The organism is Qipengyuania gelatinilytica (assembly GCF_019711315.1).
Taxonomy (GTDB): Bacteria; Pseudomonadota; Alphaproteobacteria; order Sphingomonadales; family Sphingomonadaceae; genus Qipengyuania; species Qipengyuania gelatinilytica.
This window is the reverse complement of record NZ_CP081294.1, coordinates 2295815-2316278: the sequence shown is the minus strand read 5'-3', so window position 1 is coordinate 2316278 and position 20464 is coordinate 2295815. Positions and strand designations below refer to the sequence as shown.

Here is a 20464-nt window from a genome sequence, read left to right as displayed (position 1 = left end):
AATAGCCTCACTGGGATGAGGTAGGGTAGACGAGTGTCCGCCGGTATCCCTCGTCGGTCGCTTCGCCTGTGGCCTTGCCATGTAGCTGGCGCGCCGCGGTTTCGATGAGGCGCGTTCCGAAACCTGCGACATCGTCGCCTTCCGAAGCTGGCCCTTTCTCGATCCACTGAATTGAGATTTCGCCGTCATCGACAGTCCAATCGATGTCGATCGATCCATACTCGCTCGACAGGGCTCCATATTTGGCCGAGTTCGTCGCCCATTCGTGGAAGATGAGCGCCAGCGAAGTCACCTGCTCGTCGCCGACCTCCACGATGCTGGAGGGCATCGAGATTTTCTGTCCACCTCGGCTCGGCTCGAGTACCGTTTCGACCAGGTCCTTCAGTTCCACTTCGCCCGGCCGCCCTTCGGGCCGGGGCGTGGTGAGCGCATGCGAGCGCCCGAGCGCATGGATACGGTCGCGAAGTGCGGTCGCGAATTCCTTCACATCGTCCGCGCCGCGCGACGAAATGCTGACCATCGCCGAGATGACCGAGAACAGGTTCTTCACCCGGTGGTTCATCTCGCGGATCATGAGATCCCGCTGGGCCAGGATCGCGCGCTCCGGCGTGATGTCGAAAGTCACCCCGATGAACTTGCGTTCGCCAGCGATTTCGATCGGCTTGCCAAGCCCGTGCAGCCAGCGGAATTCGCCATCGGCTAGCGGGAGACGGAAAGTCTCGTCGAAAATCTCGCCGCCGTCGATCGCAATACGCAGGGCACGGTTGATACGGCTGCGGTCGTCCTCCGACAGCAGATCGAGGATCGGCTCCATCGAATCGCCGGGGTCGTCATCCGAAAGATTGAGGAGCTGGCGCTCCGTCCCGTCTAGGACCGTACGATCGGTCTTGGGCTCGTATTCCCAGATGCCGATTTTCGCGACCTCGAGAGCCAGCCTCAGACGTTCGCGTTCCTCGCGCAGATCGCGCTCAAGCGACAGCGCCTGGGTGACATCCGTGAAGACAAGTGTCGCACCTTCGACCTCCCCATCTAGCAGGCGATAAGGGATGACGCGCAGGATAAGCTCTGCATCGAGCTCCTTCGAATGTAGGCTAATTTCGCGTTGCCTGCCCGAGCTGGCAGCCTCGCGCGCGAGATTGACGAACTCGGTGGAAGCCAGCCGGTGCGGCAATTCACCAAGCTGCTGGCCGATATAGCTCTTGTCGATGGGGAAAAGATCGAGCGCTTCGTCGGTATAGCTGCGCAGACGGAGATCGGGGTCGACAACGAGCACCGCGAGCTGAGTGCTGTCGAAGAAGTTCTTGAGATCGGAGTTGGCAACAGTGAGCTGGTCGACCTTGTTTTTGAGCTCGTCGTTGACGGTGGTGAGCTCCTCGTTGGTCGACTGGAGCTCCTCGTTCATCGACATCATTTCTTCGTTGGAGCTCTTCAGCTCCTCATTCGTGGTCTCGAGTTCCTCGACGGTCGAACGGAGGCGATGCCGCGTTGCCTGCAGCTCCTCTTCGAGAAACTGCCGCTGCCCGTCTTCCAGATCGAATTCGTCGAAATCATCGACTTCCGAAAGCTGCAGCGCACCGGTCTCCTGGATGACCAGCAGGAAACCGGAAGACTGGACCTCCTCACAAACGATGCGGGCCTCGATAGTCCCGAAGTCGGTACGTATCTGGATGTTCTTGGCAGCCGCTCGCCGTCCGGTTTCCTTGACCTTGCGGATAAGCGGCGAAATGACTTCACGCAGTCCGGGCCGCGCAAGCGTCGGGACATGCACGTTCCGCTCGATGCGATCGGGAAATTCTAGGTAGCGTCCTGCCGACCCCCAACGTTCGAGCAGCATGCCTTCATGGTCGACGAGGAGGCTCACGGGCGAGTAGCGATCCGCGAGAATCTTGAGCGCCTGAAGTTCGTTCGGACGGTTGTTGCGCGGCGCGCCTTCTTCGGGATTTCTCGTCCGCAACTTTGAAGTGCGGGCCATCTCACCTGGAAGGCGGAGCGTGTAATTGCCCTTCACGTTCTTCTTGCGGAATATCCGCGTGCTCTGTTCCGCTGTCTCGAAAAGATCGTCGTGTCGTCCGATCGTTTCAGACGAGCCGAGAAACAGGTAGCCGTCCTCGGCAAGGGCGAAATGGAATAACGGCAAGGTCAGCTTCTGCAGGTCTTCGTTGAAATAGATCAACAAATTGCGGCAGCTGATAAGACTGATCTTGGAGTAGGGCGGATCGCGAACAACGTTGTGTTCGCTGAAGCGAACCATGTCCCTGATGCGCGGCGAAATCGAAAAGCGGTCTGTGCCGCCGAAGACGTATTTTTCCTGATAGCGGTTGGGGATGTCATTCAAGGATGACAGCGAATAGGTCGCCGATCGGGCGATCGAAAGCATGCCCTCGTCGATATCGGTGGCGAATATCTGGACATAGGGACGCTTGCCCTGCCGCTCGCTGGAATCGGCGAACATCATGGCAATGGAGTAGGCTTCCTCACCGCTCGAACAACCGGGCACCCAGACGCGGATATCCTCTCCATCCCTCGCCTGTGCCACGAGGCTGTCGATCACCGTTTCTTGCAATACCTCGAAATGCTTGGGATCGCGGAAGAACTGCGTGACGTTGATCAGGAGATCTCGCAGCAGGGCGCGGCACTCGCTCTCGTTTTCCCGCAGATGGTCGACGTATTCCTTGCCCTCGTCGATGCCCAGAACCTGCATGCGGCGCGCCACCCGGCGATTAAGGGTGCTACGCTTGTATCCGCTGAAATCGTGGCCGACGCGGTCGCGCAAGATCTCGCACAGCTCGATCACGTGGTCTGCGATTCGGCCGTCGTCGGTTTCAGCAGCTTCGGCCAGATGTCCGCGCTCGAAGAAGTCGGCGAGGTATTTGAGTATCTCGCTAGGGGGGCATTTGATGTCGACCAGCCCCGTGCCGATGGCCGCTGCGGGCATTCCATCATAGGCCGCGGTTTCCGGCTCCTGTACGACGCAGATGCCGCCACGCTCCTTGATGAGCCTGAGTCCCCTGCTGCCGTCGGCTCCTGTACCCGACAGTATGACGCAGGCGGCATTGTTGTCGCGGTCTCGCGCCAGGCTTTCGAAGAAGTCGTCGATCGGGCGACGCATCCCGCGCGGATCTGTGAATTCCGTAAGTTTCAGGACACCGTCCTCCACGGCCAGGCCATGGCCGGGCGGGATAACGTAGATATGGTTGGGCTCGATCTTCTCGCCGCCCTCAGCCTGCTTCACCTCCATCGGGGTATAGCGCTCGATAAGCTGGGCCATCAGCGATTCGTGCGTCGGGTCGAGATGCTGGACCACCACGAAGGCCATCCGAAGCTCTTCGCTGTATCCGCTGAACATCGACCGCAGGGCTTCGAGGCCACCCGCCGAAGCCCCGACACCGATTATCGGAAAAGTAGTCTTGCCAGCATTCTCTTCGGCCACAGCTACGCCCGCCCTTATTCAATGGCTAAGGATCGATCCTCGCCTGTGCTATGATCGCATGGCTCGAAGCGAGCGCCTCGAGGCTGGTTACAAGACTCCAATTCGTTTTTTCAGTCAATAGTTTGAGGTTGATCAAATCTTCGTGCAAGGCGCGGTCATAGATCTCGCTGTCGTTAGCGTTGGCCCTGCTGATATCGAATTGCGATCCCAGGATCAGCGCCGTGCGCCCGTCCCGCTGCAGTTTCGACATGTAGAGCAAATTCAGGAACGGCGTCCCGTCCTTGCGCACATTGGGCACGACGAAGCGGGAGTGATCCTTTTCCTCCTCATGCAGGAAGGCCCGCATTCTCTCGCGTACCGGGCCGGCTCCGCCCTCGGGCTGGAGAAACCTGCAGTTCCTCCCCAAGCATTCCGAAGCCGAATAACCGGACAGCTCGGCGAAGCGCGCATTAATCCCGATCAGCGGGCAATCGTCCCGCGTGTAATCGGCCAGGGAAAGCGATATCTTGCTGTCCCTGAACAGGTCGCTCATCCCGCCAAGCGGGTCCTCGATCGAGAAGTGCGCGCTCATCTGATCGAACTAGTCCCAATCATTCAGCGCGGCAAGTTTGCCGCATGCGTCCCATATGGAAAGGGCCGCCCAAGCGGACGGCCCTTCAGTCCTGTTTGGCAGCCTCGTTATGCTGCCTTGCGCGCCCTGGCCTTGCTTGCCGGCTCGCTTGCGGTCGTCGTACCGCCCTGCTCGGAACTCTTCTTCTCGAACACCTTCTTCGCGACATAACCGCCTGCGCCAAGCGCAAGCATTGCGGGCAAGCTCATGCGGCGAAGCACCGATGCCGCGACCACGCCGAGCGCGGCGCCGCCGGCACCGCCGAGGCCACTGGTCTGCTTGGCGAGTTTGTCGCCCACGAATGCTCCGATTACCTTACCGATCATATGAAATCTCCTTTGCCCTAACAACGGCCAGGAGCTTCATCCGTTCCGTGATCGGCTACCGCGCGACACCCTTGGCGAGCATCGCATTCGCAGCACGGGCGACACCCTCGCTGTCGGGATCGCCCTCCTCGCGCCAGATGGCATAACGAAGGCCGAGGAAGACGTTCATTCCCATCAGTGCCCAGGCCTCGATCTCGCCGAGACCGTGGCGCAATTCGCCCTTTGCGCCTCCCGTCTCGAGACGCTCGCGAATGCGTGCAGCCACGGTTTCATAATGGTCGCGATAACTTTGCGGATCGACGAATTCCGCCTCGTCGATGATCCGGTAGACTTCCTTATGTTCGCCCGCGAACTCGAGGAAGGCCTGCAACGCTGCACGCTCGATTTCGAGCGGCTGCATGTCAGGCACGATCGCCTCGCGCGCGGCAACCTTTACCGCCTCGCTCATGTCCTGGACCAGCGCGCGGAAGATCGCGTCCTTGCTGTCGAAATAGGTGTAGAAACTTCCCAGGGCCACGCCGGCCCGCCGCGTTATCGAACTGATCGATGCCTCGTGGAAGCCGTGATCGCCGAACTCGCCAGCCGCCGCATCGAGCAACTTGCGCAGCGTCTTGCGTCCCCGTTCGGTACGCGGTGCCTTAGCGGCAGCAGGCGGCTGTGCAGCGATAACCGTTCCCCTCTCTCGGCCTTGGCTAATCGATCACGGTGGCTAATTGCAAGTTCAAACTTGAAAGGTGGTTCAGTTTTCAATATTGGGGGTGGCGAGAGATAATCCGGGAGGGAAAATCACATGCAATTCGAACGACGCCACCTGTCCGCCATCCTGCTGGCAGGCACCGCCACCCTGGCATTCGCCACTCCGGCTGCCGCGCAATCGGAAGATGTCACCGAGACGGATACGACCGTGGTCGAGACGGACGAAAGTGACGTTATCGTCGTGACCGCGCGGCGCAGGGAAGAACGCCTCGTCGACGTTCCGATCGCCGTTACCGCGATCAGCGGTGAAGAGCTGGCCCAGCGTGGCGCGCTCGATATCACCGACATCGCCCAGTCGGTGCCGAACGTGACGCTCGAAGCGAGCCGCGCGACCAATTCGACCCTGTCGGCCTTCATCCGCGGCATCGGCCAGCAGGACCCGGTATCGGGCTTCGAACAGGGCGTCGGCATCTATCTCGACGACGTCTACCTCAACCGTCCGCAAGCGGCGGTGCTTGACATCTACGACGTCGAGCGGATCGAAGTCCTGCGCGGTCCGCAGGGTACGCTCTACGGCCGCAACACGATCGGCGGCGCAGTCAAATATGTGACGAAGCGCCTGCCCCTCGAGACCGCGATCAGCGCCCGCGCCACCTACGGCACCTATGACCAGGCCGAAGGCGTGATCACCGCATCGACACCGCTGGGCGATCAGGCGCGTATCGGCGGTTCGCTGGCTCGCCTTTCGCGAGGCGGTTTCGGTGACAACCTCACCACGGGTCTCGAAAACTACAACAAGGACATCTGGGCCGGCCGCCTGAGCCTTGAAGTCGGCGGCTATGACGAGCCCGGCTTCATCCGTATCCAGGGCGACTACACCCGCGACAAGAGCAATCCGCGCGGCGGCCACCGCCTCATCCCCGGCCTTTCGTCGGGCGCCCCGGTGCTCGACAACGTCTACGACACGCGCGGCGCCCTGAACGATCCGGAACAGGACGTCGAAAGCTATGGCGTCTCGATGCATGCCGAACTGGAACTGGGTGAAGCCCTTACGCTGCGCTCGATCTCGGCATGGCGCAAGGATGACAGCTATACGCCGATCGATTTCGACGCGCTTCCCGCCGTCGATCTCGACGTGCCCGGTGCCTATCTCAACGAACAGCTGAGCCAGGAAGTGCAGCTGCTGTGGGACGATGGCGGCGCGCTGACGGGCCTCGTCGGCTTCTATTACCTCGATGCCAAGGCCGACACGCTGTTCGACGTTCGCATCTTCACGACCTTCCCCGGCCTGACCGCTTTCACGCGGGCCGATGTCGACACCCAGACCTATGCCGTCTTCGGTGACTTCACCTTCGACCTGACCGAACAGTTCAGCCTGTCGGTGGGCGGTCGCTACACCTGGGACGAGCGTAGCGCGGACATCCTGCGCCAGAACTACCTCGGCGGCGGTTCGCCGATCTTCGGCGGCGCGGGCGTGCCCTTCGGCGCCCCCAGCACCGATTTCAACGGCAGCCGCGAGTTCAAGAAGTTCACCCCGCGCGCTTCGATCAGCTACATGCCGACGCCGGACCACAACATCTACGCAAGCTATTCCAAGGGCTTCAAGGGTGGCGGTTTCGACCCGCGCGGTGTCGGTGCGAACGCTCCGGCAGCCATTCCGGGCGCGCCGACCGATGCCGAGGTTGCATCGTTCCTGAGCTTCGCACCCGAAGAGGTCGACAGCTACGAAGTCGGCTACAAAGGCGACCTGGGTCTGCTGAGCATCGCGGCTGCGGCCTTCTATGCCGATTACACCGATGTGCAGATCCCGGGTTCGGTAGCCTGCACGGTGGCCGGACTGCCCACCTTCTGCGGTGTCGTGTCCAATGCGGGTAAGGCGACCTTCAAGGGGCTGGAGCTGGAAGCACGCACCAACTTGAGCGGCGGGTTCAACCTGTCCGGTTCGCTCGGCTATATCGACGCGGACTACGACGAATACATCACGAATATCGGCAATACGCCTACCGATGTCGCCGACTTCCGCGTGGTGCAGAACACACCCGAATTCACCGGCAGCATCACCGCCAGCTACGAAACCATGCTCGGCGAAGGCGATCTCTATTTCGGCACGACCTTCTCCTACCGGAGCAAGACGAGCCAGTTCGAGATCCCCAACCCCTATCTCGACCAGGACGGTTACGGCCTGCTCGATGCCAGCGCGGTCTACACCGCGCCTTCGGGCAACTGGAGCCTCGGCATCTACGGCAAGAACCTGCTCGACAAGGAATACAAGACGAGCGGCTACACCTTCGTCGCGACCGATCCGGTGACCGGCGAGATCGTCAACGGGGCCAATGGCTTCCCGATCCCGACGCTTGGCCCCGAAGGCACGCTGACCGCCTTCTACGGCAATCCGCGTCAGGTCTTCGCGACGGTGACCTTCAACTACTGAGGCTGGCCTCATCCAAGACTAGGGCGGCAAGCGGTACACCCGCTTCGCCGCCCTTTTTCTTGACTGGAAAAGCGCCCGCACAATCGGCATAGCGCGGCCCATGCACGATATCGCTTTCATCAGAGCCAATCCCGAAGCCTTCGATGCCGCTATGACGCGGCGCGGCGGCGAGCCCGTTGCCGACCAGATCGTGGCACTCGACGCCAAGAAGCGCGAGGCGCAGACCCGCGTCCAGGAAGCGCAGAGCCGCCGCAACGAGGCCTCCAAGGCGATCGGACAGGCCATGGGCCAGGGCGACAAGGACAAGGCCGAGGCGCTCAAGGCGGAAGTCGCCGAGATCAAGGCGAGCATGCCCCAGTGGGAAGAGGCCGAAACCGCTGCCGCTGCGCAGCTCAACGACCTGCTCGCCCGCCTGCCCAACATTCCGGCAGACGATGTACCCGATGGTGCGGACGAGGAGGACAATGTCGAAGTGGCCGTGTGGGGCGAAAAGCGCGACTTCGCCTTCGAGCCCAAGGAACACGCCGATATCGGCCTGGCGCTGGGGATGGATTTCGAAACCGGCGCGGCGCTGTCGGGTGCGCGCTTCACTTTCCTGCGCGGCGACATGGCGCGCCTACACCGCGCCCTCGCCCAGTTCATGCTCGACCAGCAGACCCGCGAAAACGGCTATACCGAATGCAATCCGCCGGTGCTGGTGAACGACAATGCCATGTACGGCACAGACAAGCTGCCGAAGTTCGCCGAGGACAGCTTCCAGACCACCGATGGCCGCTGGCTGATCCCGACATCGGAAGTCCCACTGACCGCGTCGGTTGCAGGGCAGATCATCGACGAACCCACTCAGCCCATCCGTCTCACCGCGCACACGCTCTGCTTCCGCAGCGAGGCAGGCTCGGCAGGACGCGACACGCGCGGCTTCATCCGCCAGCACCAGTTCGAAAAGGTCGAACTCGTCAGCATCTGCCGCCCGGAGGACAGCGAGGCAGAGCACGAGCGCATGACCGGCTGTGCCGAGAGTATCCTGCAGGCACTGGACCTGCCCTATCGCAAGGTGCTGCTATGCGTCGGCGACATGGGCTTCGGCGCGCGCAAGACCTACGATCTCGAGGTCTGGCTGCCCGGACAGGGTGCCTATCGCGAGATTTCCTCCTGCTCGAACACCGGCGAATTCCAGGCTCGCCGCATGAACACCCGCTACAAGCCCGAAGGCGAGAAGAAGACGCGCTTCGTCCACACGCTCAACGGCTCCGGGCTCGCGGTAGGCCGTACGCTCGTGGCGGTGATGGAGAATTATCAGGAAGAAGACGGCAGCGTGACCGTGCCCGATGTCCTCGCCCCCTATATGGGCGGCGTAACCAGGCTGGAGCCGCAAACGTGAAAATCCTCCTGACCAATGACGACGGCATCCTTGCCCCCGGCCTCGAGGTGCTGGAGGCGATCGCGCGGCAGTTCTCGGACGACATCTGGATCTGCGCGCCCGACGAGGAACAGTCGGGCATGGGTCATGCGCTCACGCTCACCAAGCCGGTTCGCCTGAGGAAGCATGGCGAGCGCCGCTACTCGGTCACCGGCACGCCGACGGATTCGGTCACCATGGGCCTGAGGCAAGTGATGGACGGCGCGCCCGACCTTATCCTGTCGGGCGTCAATCGCGGCGCCAACCTCGGCGACGACATCACCTATTCGGGCACCGTTTCCGCCGCCATCGAGGGAGCGCTGGCGGGTATCCGCTCCATCGCGATGAGCCAGGTAATCGGCCGCGACGATGCGGGCCACGACATGTCCTTCGCCGCTGCCGAAGCGTGGGGAGCAAAGGTCCTCGGCCCGCTGCTCGAAACGCCGCTGCCCGACCGCACGCTGGTCAATGTCAACTTCCCGCCACGTGCGCCGGACGAGGTAAAGGGCATCCGCGCCGTGGCACAGGGCTTCCACGACTATTCACGCGGCACGGTGGTCGAGGGCCGCGACCCGAGGGGGTTCAAATATTACTGGTTCGGCCTGCAGGCGATCGAGCACACGCCCGATCACGGCACCGATCTCGAAGCGATTGCAGACGGTTACGTTTCGGTCACTCCGCTGCAGCTCGACCTTACCCACCATGCGTCGCTACAGGCGCTCGGCGAGCGTTACAGCGATTGAAGGTGCTTGACCGCACAGGCGCCCTCGCCCAACTGAGGGGCGAATGAGCGAGAAAAAGCAACTCGACCAGATTACTGCGGGTGGCGGGAGTGGACGCGTATATCGCGGGCCGCGTTTCCAGCCGCTGCGTCGCGCGACAAAGATTCCCGTCTGGGGGGACCTCGGCATTCGTCTCGGGGCCGCGCTCTTCCTCATCAGTATCGTCGTGATGATCCACTGGTGGGACCGCGAAGGGCTGGTCGACAACCTCGATGGCGAGGTCAGCTTCCTCGACGTGATTTACTTCACGATGATTTCCATCACCACCACCGGCTTCGGCGATATTGCGCCGATTTCGGACCGCGCTCGCCTGGTGGAAGCCGTCATCGTCACGCCCATTCGCTTCGCCGTGTTCTTCATCTTCGTCGGCACGGCGTATAATTTCATCATCAAACGCAGCTGGGAAAAATTCCGCATGGCCCGCATCCAGGAAAAGCTATCCAACCACATCGTGGTGCTCGGTTACGGGGTTTCGGGTTCCGAAGCGGTGGCCGAGCTCATCGAGCGCGGCACCGACCCCAGCTGCATCGTGGTCATCGACCCCAGCGAGGAGCGTTTGCTGGCCGCCGAATCGCTCGGCTGCAATGTCATGGCCGCGGATGCCACGCGCGACGAGACACTGAAGGCGGTGCGGATTGGCGAAGCGCAGAACGTGCTGATTTCGGCAGGCCGCGACGACACGACCATCCTGATTACCCTGACTGTCCGCGCGCTCGCGCCCAATGTCCCGATCAGCGTCGTCGTGCGCGCGGACGACAACGAATCCCTCGCCAGGCAGGCGGGTGCGAACAATGTCATCAACCCGGTACGCTTTACCGGCCTGCTGCTGGCAGGCAGCGCGAAGGGCGAACATATCGCCGATTATCTCGCCGATCTCGCCAGCGTTTCGGGCCGCGTGCAGCTGGTCGAACGCGAGGTAACCAAGGACGAATGCGGCTGTGCGATCAGCGACCTGCACAGCGGCGGTCGGGGCCTGCGCATCTATCGCGGCGGCCGCGCGATCGGTTTCTGGGAAGAAGAATGCCAGAACCTGCAGAAGGGCGACATCATCGTGGAGATCGTCGCTACGCCCAATGGAGAGACCAAGGGCGACGGGCACGAGAACCGCTCCACCTAAGACGCGTTCCCGTGCCGCTTGGCACCAGCTACGGTTAGGGCCCTGCCGGTCCGACGAAATCGGTTTCGGGCGGCAGGCCCTTGCCTGCGTTGTTCCACTCGCGGTTCATGTCCTCGAGGGAAGCGACATAGGCGATCCATTCTTCCTGCGGCATGCAGATGCGCTGGAAGCGAACGCGGCTGCCAAGCTGCTTCTGCCGCACGCAAATACGCGCGTCCTTGTTCTCGTCCGAAAGCTTCAGCTTGGCGGCACGATGCGCGTCCTTGGCGTAGACATACTGCGGTTCATCGTCACCTTCGTCATCGCCGGCAAATGCGGGAACGGCCAGGAACGACACGGCAAGCGCCGCAGAAAAACCAAGTTTAAGCATCGCAGGTCTCCTTGTTTCAGGAACTTGCCAAGGCTGCCATAGAGGTGCCTGCCGGTCAAACTGGCCGAGCGGGCAAGGACGGCAGCTATTTGATCAGTTCGCCCTTGGCAGCATTGTTCCACTCGTCATCCATCGCATCGAGCGACACGAGATAGGCCTTCCATTCATGCTGCTGCATGCAGATGCGGTTGAAACGGACGCGGCTGCCGAGCTGTTTCTGGCGCACGCAGATCCGGGCATCCTTGTTCTCTTCCGACAGCTTCATCGATGCAGCCTGGTGCGCGTCCTTGGCGCGCAGCATCTGGGGCTTCTCGTCGTCGCCTGCGGAGGCAGGGGTCGCCGCCAGAACCAATCCGACAGCTGCGCAATAAAATGCTTTCGACATATTTCTTCCCCTTTGGCTGAAACTTGCCGAAAACTCTAAGCACTCTAGTCCAGCCAGGTCAAATCAGCGCGGCCACTGATCACAATTCACGCAAGAAACGCATGAACCAGTCCCATGGCGATATAGAAAAACAGCCAGTAGCCGCCGTCGATCCAGTAAAGCGGCTTCTTGGCATCCTGGAAAAGATAGTTCGTCCAGAGCGCAGGAAGAATGAAACCCACAGCGACGCCGACTGCGGTCAGCACCTTGACCATTACCGAGAGGTCGACGGCGTAGCTCGCGAAGGTATGCGCCAAGGTCCAGCTTGCCAGCAGTGCCAGCAGGAAGGTCAGGCCGTAAGTCTTGAGCGGGTTGACGCCCTTCAGGTCGTCCTCGGTCTTGCCGACGGCCACCATCCAGCTCTTGCCCATGACCGGCCCGTACCAGATGCCGCCCACGACAAAGCCCGCCAGCGCTGCCAGGACAACGGCCAGCCAGTTTACGTCCAGAAGATCCATCTCATCTCTCCCTCCCAGAACCGACCCACGCTTGTGCTAGCGCAAATGCGCGAAGGCGTGTAGGGGCGCGCGCAAATCCACGGACATTGGCATGAATACCACCACCACCCCGATCCCCGACCAGAAGAAGGTCGGCATGGTTTCCCTCGGCTGCCCCAAGGCGCTGGTCGATAGCGAGCGCATCCTCACGCGCCTACGCGCCGACGGCTATGCGATGAGCCCCGATTATGCCGGCGCCGACGTGGTGCTGGTCAACACCTGCGGCTTCCTCGACAGCGCAAAGGAAGAAAGCCTTGCCGCCATCGGCGAGGCCATTTCGGAGAACGGCCGCGTCATCGTGACGGGATGCATGGGCGACGAGGCCGAAGCTATCCGCGCGGCACATCCGCAAGTGCTCGCAGTGACCGGTGCGCACCAGTACGAACAGGTCGTCGAGGCAGTCCACGAACATGCCCCGCCCAGCCAGGGCCCCTATATCGACCTTATCCCGCAGCCCGACGTGAAGCTGACGCCGCGTCACTACAGCTACCTGAAGATTTCCGAAGGCTGCAATCACTCCTGCGCCTTCTGCATCATCCCCGACCTACGAGGAAAACTTGCCAGCCGCCGGATCGATGCGGTGCTGCGCGAAGCGGAAAAGCTGGTTGCGGCGGGCACCAGGGAACTGCTCGTCATCAGCCAGGACACGAGCGCCTATGGCGTAGACACGCGCCACGAGAGCCGGATGTGGAAGGGCCACGAGGTCCGCGCCCACATGACCGATCTCGCCCGCGAACTGGGCCAGCTGGACATCGGTAACGGGACCCCGCCGTGGGTGCGGCTGCACTATGTCTACCCCTACCCGCATGTCGATGCGGTCATCCCGCTCATGGCCGAGGGGCTGCTGACGCCTTATCTCGACATTCCCTTCCAGCACGCCAGCCCCAAGGTCTTGCGCGCGATGAAGCGTCCCGCCAACGAGGCCAAGGTCCTCGACCGGCTCAAGGGCTGGCGCGAGATCTGCCCCGAGATTGCGGTCCGCTCCAGCTTCGTCGTCGGTTTCCCCGGAGAGACCGAGGAAGACTTCCAGTACCTGCTCGACTGGCTCGAGGAAGCGCAGCTCGACCGTGTCGGGGCGTTCCGCTTCGAACCCGTCGAGGGCGCTCAGGCCAATGCCCTGCCCGATCACGTGCCCGAGGCCGTGAAGGAAGAACGCTACGCGCGCATCATGGAAGTGACAGCGCGGATCAGCGCGGAGAAACTCGCTGCCAAGGTCGGCATGACCATGCCGGTCATCATCGATGAGGTGGGTGAGCCGGACGAGGACGGCGATATTGGCGCAACCGGCCGCAGCCAGGCCGACGCACCGGAGATCGACGGCGCGGTCTATTTGCGCAACGTACCCGAAACCCTTGCCGCTGGTGAAATCGTTTCGGTCAAGGTCGAGGACGCGGACGAACACGACCTTTTCGGTGTCATCGCCTGAAGCGCATAGCCCACACGGACAGGTTAACCCTGTTGAAGCACGCCGTAGGGTTTCATCCAGCCGACTGAATCCAAACGGTTAATCGCGCGCCGGATTTCGTCGCTGCGGGGAAAACGGCGCGAGCCGTTAATACAATATCCTACCCCGCCTTTAACCATTGTGAGGCCAGCTTTCGGGCGCATCCCGTGAAAAAAACGCGGCCGCGTCAAAACATTCTTAAACTTAATGAGCGCATAAGCGCCTCGGATGAACGACCGAAGCGCCTTTGTAGAAGGCCCCGGCCCAAGCGAAACGCCGACTTCCGGCATTTCGAAGGGCTTGCTGGGACGCCTGCGCCACCTGCTCTATGCAGGTGCGGTTTCGCTCGCCTTGCTGTTTTTCGTGGCCCTCGAACCCCTCGATCAGTTCAGCTGGCTGTTCCAGTCGAAGCTCGCGAACCACTCCCCGTCGGGGGAAATCGTCTTCATCGGCGCACCCGGAGATATGGAAGATCCTGCGCTGGATCACCGGCGCATCGAACTGGCCGAAACGCTCCGCGACTTGGAACGCCAGGGCGTAGGCAAGATCTATATCGATGTTGTATTCGACCAAGCCTCGACCAAAGAAAGCGATCAGGAGCTGGCGGAGGCGATCGCTGCTCTCGGTCCGCGCGTGGCGCTCGTCGATCTCGTAGAGCGGTCTACCACCCTCGGCCTGAGGACGCGGCGTACCACCGATGCGATCGGCGGAAACAGTGCCCGGGTTGTCACGCGCAGGGCGACAAACTGGCTCGGCTTCGCGTGGACCGATGAATACGGGCATACAGTCGACGGCAAGCGATATCCCTCGCTTTCGGCATCTCTTGCCGGCATTGATGATGCGCGCCCCGGCGAGTTCCAGATCGATTACACCATCCCTTCGGAAGATATTGCTGGGTTCGAGCTCGCCGGGTTCGCGGAAAATGGAGCGAACCTCAATCTTGCCGGCCGCACGGTCATTATTGGTGAAGGTGAAAGCGTTGCCGATACCCTGATCAAGGTCCCGGGCAATTACGGCGTACCGCCAAGTTACGTCAGTATCTATGCCGCCGAGACTCTCTGGGCCGGCCGGACCGGCTTTGTCGGCGGGCTGCGTGCGCTGACAATCTTCGCCCTCCTGCTGGGCGCGATGATCATCGCAGTTCGCAAACGCAAGCGCCGACAGATCGGCTATGCTGCACTTGTCCTGTGTATCCCGGCAGCTCTCTACCTCGGCAGCCACATCGGCGTTCGGATGGAGCTGTCCTACTGCCTCGCGCTTATCGCGGTCTACGGCCTGTTCCGCTCGCGTGCCCAGCTCAAGGACCGGCTCGCGCTGGTCGACAACGAGACCGGCCTGCCGCGCCTGCGCGCGCTCGAGGTCAGCGCGCTCAAGAACAATCTGACGCACGGCCACATCGTCGTGGCCCGCATTCATGGATACGAACACGTCCTCAAGACGCTCGCGCGCGAGGACCGCTCGCAATATATCCTCAAGCTTGTCGATCGGCTGCGGGCTTCCGACAGCGAATTGGCGATCTTCTACGAAGGCCACCATCTGGCCTGGCACACCAAGGAAGACGATACCGAGGCGCTGGTAGATCATCTGGAAGGCCTGCGTGCAATCTTTGCCGCGCCCATCAGTGTTGCGGGTTCGTCGGTCGACGTCGGCATCAGCTTCGGCGTGGCCCGCCTCGACGGCGATCCTTCGACCCGCCTGGCCGCCGCGCTCGCCGCAGCAGAGGAAAGTTCCGAAGCCCTCAACCCGATCAAGATCGCGGAAACCGGATCGCATTTCGACCAGCTGTGGGACATCTCGCTTCGCGCACGCATCGACGAAGCGATGGAGGCTGGCGAGATCTACTGTGTCTACCAGCCCAAGATCGATACCATGCACAACACCATGACCGGGGTGGAGGCGCTGGTGCGCTGGCATGATCCGGCACGTGGCTTCATTCCGCCGATGCATTTCATCGCCCAGTGCGAGAAAGCCGGACGCATGGAGCACCTGACCCGATATGTGCTGCAAAGCGCCTGCAGCGCGGCAAGGCTCATGCATTTCCGCGGCCGCACGGTATCGATGTCGGTCAACATGTCCGCGACACTGCTCGGCGACATGCGGATCGTCGGGATCGTACGCAACGCATTGCAGGCCTCGGGCTTCGATCCGCGCTTCCTGATTCTGGAAGTAACCGAAACCTCGCGCATCGGCGATCTTGCGACGGCCTCCACCATCCTCAATGAATTGAAGGCCCTTGGCGTCCGCATTTCGATGGATGATTTCGGCACCGGTGCGGCCAATTACGAGACCTTCTTCGAACTGCCGTTCGACGAACTGAAAATCGACCGACTATTCGTTTCGAACCTGGCCAAAAGCCAAAAAGCAAAGGCGATTGCGGCAAGTGTCGTGGCAATGGGTAAAGAAGCGCGAATCACTATCGTCGCAGAGGGTGCCGAAGACACGGAAACCCTGAAAATCCTTAACGAAATCGGCTGCCACTACGTTCAGGGCTATGTTCTGTCGCGACCGTTATCTCTGACTAACCTATTGAAATTCAACGCTTCCGATAAGGATGATGCGCTTGAAGCATAGTTAACACTTTACAAACAGTTATGGTTAATGAAAAAAGGCTCCTGGAAATCAACAGGAGGCCTACATGTTCAATATCTGGGAATGGCTGATGGGCAAGTAAGCCCAATCGAGCTTATATCATACGAGAGGGTCCCTTCGCGGGGCCCTTTTTCGTTTCCGGGCTGAGGTTTTTCTCCCAGCCTGCTGCCCGCCGAAACTTTAGGCTGTCTGCGACGTTTGTGGACCATGCCTATCGGGATTGAAACGCGCTTCACCTTCCACCTACCGCGCCCTACCGACGTGTTGCTGCAGTTCGAAGCTGCGACGATACCCGAGCAGGCGATCCTGTCATCGAAGACGCACCTTTCGGATTCCCAGCATTGCGCGCGCGTGCCGGCACAGGACGATATCGGCGAGCGCATCTGGATCCGCGCGGAAGGCGATTTCGAGGTCGCATACGAGGCCGAGGTCGAGCCCCAGCGGCAGCTGCCCGACCTCGCCAGCTTGAAGCGCCTGCCTCCGCATGAAATGCCCGGCGAAGCCGTGGAATACCTCTTCGACAGTCGCTACTGCCCGGCAGACCGCTTCCAAACCTTTGTCGAGGATGAATTCGGCGGTACCGATGGCGGGGCGCGCATTGCCGCCATCCGTGACTGGATCCGGCAGAACTACCAATATGTGCCCGGCGCTTCCGGTTCGCACACCACTGCCCTAGACACCTTCATCGAACGCCGCGGCATTTGCCGCGATTATGCGCATACGCTCGTGACGCTGGCCCGCGCGAGCACGATCCCCGCCCGCTATGTCGCCTGTTATGCTCCCGGCGTCGACCCGCCCGACTTCCACGCGGTCGCCGAGGTCTTCCTCAACGACCCCGAAACACCCGGCGGCGGTACCTGGCAACTGGTCGATGCAACCGGCATGGCCGACCCTGCCCAGACCGCGAAGATCGGCGTCGGTCGCGATGCGGCAGACGTGAGCTTCCTGACCAGCTTCGGGGCAAACGACTTCAAGTCGAGTTCGGTCAGGGTGCGAACTCTCGACAAGTGAATAGGAATGCGACGCTATGGCGCATGATGCGGGGCACTGATAGGCCAAGCATCAAAGGGAGAGCTACGCCGATGAAGGCACCATGCAAGAGCTGACATTCACCGCCGACCGCCTGCTCCTGTTCGGAGCCACCGGCGACCTTTCGCAGCGCATGCTCCTGCCGTCGCTTTGCGCGCTTCACGCGGACAACCTGCTCGATCCGAACCTTCGCATCGTCGCGACCGCGCGTTCCGAGATGAGCACGAAGGAATTTCGCGATTTCGCGCGCAAAGCGCTGGAGAAATACCTTCCGAAGAACCGCCGCGGTCCGATGGCCGATTTCCTCAACCGGCTGAGCTACGTTCCGGTCGATGCGACGACGCCCGAAGGCTATGACGAGCTGGCCAGGGAAGTCGGCGAATACAACGGCCTCGCCATCTTCCTGTCGACTGCGCCGAGCCTGTTCGAACCGACAATCGCCGGCCTTGAACGTGTCGGCCTGACCAGGGGCAATGCCCGCATCGCGCTTGAAAAGCCGCTCGGCACCGATCTCGGCTCGAGCTGCGAGATCAACGATGCGGTGGCCAAGGCCTTTACCGAAGACCGCATTTTCCGGATCGACCATTACCTAGGCAAGGAGACGGTGCAGAACCTCCTGGCGCTGCGCTTTGCCAATATCCTGCTCGAGCCGGTCTGGAACTCCAACTATATCGAGCATGTGCAGATCAGCGTGGCCGAGACGGTCGGGCTTGAATCGCGTGTTGCCTATTACGACGACAGCGGCGCGCTGCGCGACATGGTGCAGAACCACATTCTCCAGCTGCTCGCACTGGTCGCGATGGAACCGCCGACAAGCTTCGACGCCACGGCGGTGCGCGACGAGAAGGTCAAGGTCCTACGCGCCCTTCGCCCGATCAAGGCGAACGAGGTCGTGACCGGCCAGTACCGCGCTGGTGCCGTCGATGGGAAAAGCGTGCCCGGCTATGACGAGGAGCTGGGCAAGGACAGCGACACCGAGACCTATGTCGCGGTGAAAGCCCATGTCGACAACTGGCGCTGGCGGGGCGTGCCCTTCTACCTGCGCCACGGCAAGCGCATGCCGCGCCGCGTGACCGAAATCGTCGTGCAGTTCCGCTGCATCCCGCATTCGATCTTCGAGGGCCGCGGGGCGAAGACCGAACCCAACCGGCTGGTGATCGAGATCCAGCCGAAGGAAAACATCCAGCTTTCCATGATGGCCAAGGTGCCGGGCCTCGGCAGCGACGGGCTGCGCCTGCGCCCGGTCCCGCTCGACATCGCCATGCCCGATGCCTTTTCCGACGTGGTGCGCCGTATCGCCTACGAGCGCCTGCTACTGGACCTCATCCACGGCGACCAGACGCTATTCGTCCGCCGCGACGAGGTGGAGGCGCAATGGGACTGGATCGACCACATCCGCGCCCTGTGGGCCGAAAACGAAATCAAGCCCAAGACCTATGCAGCCGGTACTTGGGGGCCGAGCGCGGCAGTAGCGCTGGCCGAACGCGACGGGGTTACCTGGCACGATGACTAAGCCGCTGAAAGACACGATCCACCGGGTCACGCAGCGCGTGATCGAAAACTCGCGCAAGTCGCGCGGGGACTATCTCGAGTTGATGGACCGCGAGGGCGACAAGCAGATCAACCGCCACTCGCTCTCCTGCTCCAATCTCGCCCACGCCTTCGCGGGGGCAGAGGAAGACCAGGATGCGATCAAGGCGGCCCGCGGGCCCAACCTGGGCATCGTGACCGCCTATAACGACATGCTTTCGGCCCACCAGCCGTACTATCGCTATCCCGAGCGGATGAAGATCTGGGCGCGCGAAGTGGGCGCCACGGTCCAGGTCGCAGGCGGCACACCGGCCATGTGCGACGGGGTGACGCAGGGTGAGGCCGGCATGGAACTGTCGCTTTTCAGCCGCGACACCATCGCCTTGTCCACGATCGTCGCGCTCAGCCACGCCATGTATGATGGCGTTGCGCTGCTGGGCATTTGCGACAAGATCGTCCCGGGCCTGCTTATGGGCGCGCTGCGCTTCGGGCACCTCCCGGCCGTATTCGTGCCCTCGGGTCCGATGGGAACCGGCATTTCGAACAAGGAAAAGCAGCGCACCCGCCAGCTATACGCCGAAGGCAAGGTCGGGCGCGACGAATTGCTCGCGAGCGAAATGGGCAGCTACCATTCGCCCGGCACCTGCACATTCTACGGCACCGCCAATTCGAACCAGATGATGATGGAGATGATGGGTCTCCACATTCCGGGCGCGGCCTTCGTCCCGCCAGGTGCGAAACTGCGGCAGGAAATGAGCCGCAAGGCCACGCACCGCCTGGCCGAACTCCGCAAGGACGGCGACGACTTCCGCCCGCTGGGCCGCGTCGTCGACGAAAAGGCGATCATCAACGCGGCGATCGGCCTGCTTGCCACCGGCGGGTCGACCAACCACGCGATCCACATTCCCGCCATGGCCCGCGCAGCAGGCATCAAATTCGACTGGACCGACTTGTCGGAACTGTCGTCGGCGGTTCCCTTGGTCGCACGCGTCTATCCCAACGGATCGGGCGACGTGAACCACTTCCACGATGCCGGCGGCATGGGATATGTCATCGGCACGCTGCTCGACGAAGGGCTTGCCCATGCGGATATCCTGACCGTCGCGGAAGGCGGCTTCGAGGCCTATTCACGCGAACCCGGCATGGATGGTGACGAACTGGTCTGGCGCGATCCGGGTCCGAGCGGCGATACCGAGATGCTTCGCCCAGCCTCCGATCCCTTCCAGGCCGATGGCGGCATGCGCCTCGTCGAGGGCAATCTCGGTCGAGCCTGTTTCAAGTCCTCCGCGGTCGAGCGCGAACGCTGGACGATCGAGGCTCCGTGCCGGATCTTCGAAGACCAGCCGAGCGTGAACGAGGCCTTCAAGAAGGGTGAACTCGACCGCGATGTCGTCGTGGTCGTCCGCTATCAGGGGCCCCGCGCCAATGGCATGCCCGAGCTGCACAAGCTCACCCCTGCCCTCGGCGTCCTGCAGGACCGCGGCTACCGCGTGGCGCTCGTCACCGACGGGCGCATGTCCGGCGCGAGCGGCAAGGTGCCCGCTGCCATCCATTGCACTCCCGAAGCGCTGGGCGGCGGACCGCTGTCCAAGCTGCGTGACGGCGATATCGTGAAGGTCTGCGCCGAAACCGGTACGCTATCGACCGACGCCGACCTCGATAGCCGCGATGCCGCGCCCGAGCCGCAGACCGAGACCGGAATGGGCCGCGAATACTTCGCCATGTTCAGGCATGGCGCCGACGGCGCCGAACAGGGCGCGTCCTCGATGCTGGCAATTGCGGGGCTGTAA

General features: G+C 62.0%; 16 protein-coding genes. 9 read left to right on the top strand and 7 right to left on the bottom strand.

The features are described 5' to 3' along the window. Positions 1–7: 7 nt before the first annotated feature. The 4 genes from K3136_RS11500 to K3136_RS11485 form a co-directional block, all read right to left on the bottom strand. The gene (locus K3136_RS11500) at positions 8–3430 is read right to left on the bottom strand and encodes a chemotaxis protein CheB (protein WP_221430451.1); all 3423 of its coding nucleotides are present in this window, start codon (positions 3428–3430) and stop codon (positions 8–10) included. Positions 3431–3455: 25 nt separating this feature from the next. Further along, on the bottom strand, positions 3456–3962 hold the full coding sequence (locus tag K3136_RS11495; RefSeq protein WP_221430450.1) for a PAS domain-containing protein: 507 nt from the start codon (positions 3960–3962) through the stop codon (positions 3456–3458). Between the two features lie 146 nt (positions 3963–4108). Then, positions 4109–4366 (bottom strand): hypothetical protein, encoded by a 258-nt coding sequence (locus tag K3136_RS11490; RefSeq protein ID WP_221430449.1) that lies wholly within the window; start codon positions 4364–4366, stop codon positions 4109–4111. Between the two features lie 55 nt (positions 4367–4421). Then, complete coding sequence (locus K3136_RS11485) at positions 4422–4964, bottom strand: TetR/AcrR family transcriptional regulator (RefSeq protein WP_247711342.1); 543 nt, start codon at positions 4962–4964, stop codon at positions 4422–4424. Positions 4965–5156: 192 nt separating this feature from the next. On the opposite strand from K3136_RS11485, the gene K3136_RS11480 reads away from it, so the two are divergent. The 4 genes from K3136_RS11480 (at position 5157) to K3136_RS11465 (ending at position 10791) form a co-directional block, all read left to right on the top strand. Continuing rightward, entirely contained in the window at positions 5157–7493 is a 2337-nt protein-coding gene (locus K3136_RS11480) for a TonB-dependent receptor (RefSeq protein WP_221430448.1), read from the top strand. A 100-nt stretch (positions 7494–7593) separates the two neighbouring features. Further along, complete coding sequence (gene serS / locus K3136_RS11475; RefSeq protein ID WP_221430447.1) at positions 7594–8874, top strand: serine--tRNA ligase; 1281 nt, start codon at positions 7594–7596, stop codon at positions 8872–8874. Beyond that, positions 8871–9635, top strand: coding sequence for a 5'/3'-nucleotidase SurE (gene surE / locus K3136_RS11470; RefSeq protein ID WP_221430446.1), 765 nt, complete (start codon positions 8871–8873; stop codon positions 9633–9635). The genes serS and surE overlap by 4 nt, the downstream gene beginning before the upstream one ends. Positions 9636–9678: 43 nt before the next feature. Beyond that, on the top strand, positions 9679–10791 hold the full coding sequence (locus tag K3136_RS11465; protein ID WP_221430445.1) for a potassium channel family protein: 1113 nt from the start codon (positions 9679–9681) through the stop codon (positions 10789–10791). A 34-nt stretch (positions 10792–10825) separates the two neighbouring features. On the opposite strand, the gene K3136_RS11460 is transcribed toward K3136_RS11465, so the two are convergent. The 3 genes from K3136_RS11460 to K3136_RS11450 form a co-directional block, all read right to left on the bottom strand. Next, the gene (locus K3136_RS11460) at positions 10826–11161 is read right to left on the bottom strand and encodes a hypothetical protein (RefSeq protein WP_221430444.1); all 336 of its coding nucleotides are present in this window, start codon (positions 11159–11161) and stop codon (positions 10826–10828) included. An 85-nt stretch (positions 11162–11246) separates the two neighbouring features. Then, the gene (locus tag K3136_RS11455; protein ID WP_221430443.1) at positions 11247–11546 is read right to left on the bottom strand and encodes a hypothetical protein; all 300 of its coding nucleotides are present in this window, start codon (positions 11544–11546) and stop codon (positions 11247–11249) included. A gap of 86 nt (positions 11547–11632) precedes the next feature. Further along, on the bottom strand, positions 11633–12043 hold the full coding sequence (locus K3136_RS11450) for a DUF1761 domain-containing protein (protein ID WP_221430442.1): 411 nt from the start codon (positions 12041–12043) through the stop codon (positions 11633–11635). Positions 12044–12134: 91 nt separating this feature from the next. On the opposite strand from K3136_RS11450, the gene rimO reads away from it, so the two are divergent. The 5 genes from rimO (at position 12135) to edd (ending at position 20464) form a co-directional block, all read left to right on the top strand. Next, positions 12135–13508 (top strand): 30S ribosomal protein S12 methylthiotransferase RimO, encoded by a 1374-nt coding sequence (gene rimO / locus K3136_RS11445; RefSeq protein ID WP_221430441.1) that lies wholly within the window; start codon positions 12135–12137, stop codon positions 13506–13508. Positions 13509–13754: 246 nt separating this feature from the next. Further along, entirely contained in the window at positions 13755–16097 is a 2343-nt protein-coding gene (locus K3136_RS11440) for a GGDEF domain-containing phosphodiesterase (protein ID WP_221430440.1), read from the top strand. A 225-nt stretch (positions 16098–16322) separates the two neighbouring features. Continuing rightward, positions 16323–17126: a transglutaminase-like domain-containing protein gene (locus tag K3136_RS11435; protein WP_221430439.1), complete on the top strand. Its 804-nt coding sequence runs from the start codon at positions 16323–16325 to the stop codon at positions 17124–17126. A gap of 82 nt (positions 17127–17208) precedes the next feature. Continuing rightward, positions 17209–18657 carry a glucose-6-phosphate dehydrogenase gene (gene zwf / locus K3136_RS11430; RefSeq protein ID WP_221430438.1) on the top strand — a complete coding sequence of 483 codons (1449 nt, stop codon included), beginning with the start codon at positions 17209–17211 and terminating at the stop codon, positions 18655–18657. Continuing rightward, on the top strand, positions 18650–20464 hold the full coding sequence (gene edd, locus K3136_RS11425; RefSeq protein ID WP_221430437.1) for a phosphogluconate dehydratase: 1815 nt from the start codon (positions 18650–18652) through the stop codon (positions 20462–20464). Before zwf ends, edd begins: the two co-directional genes overlap by 8 nt.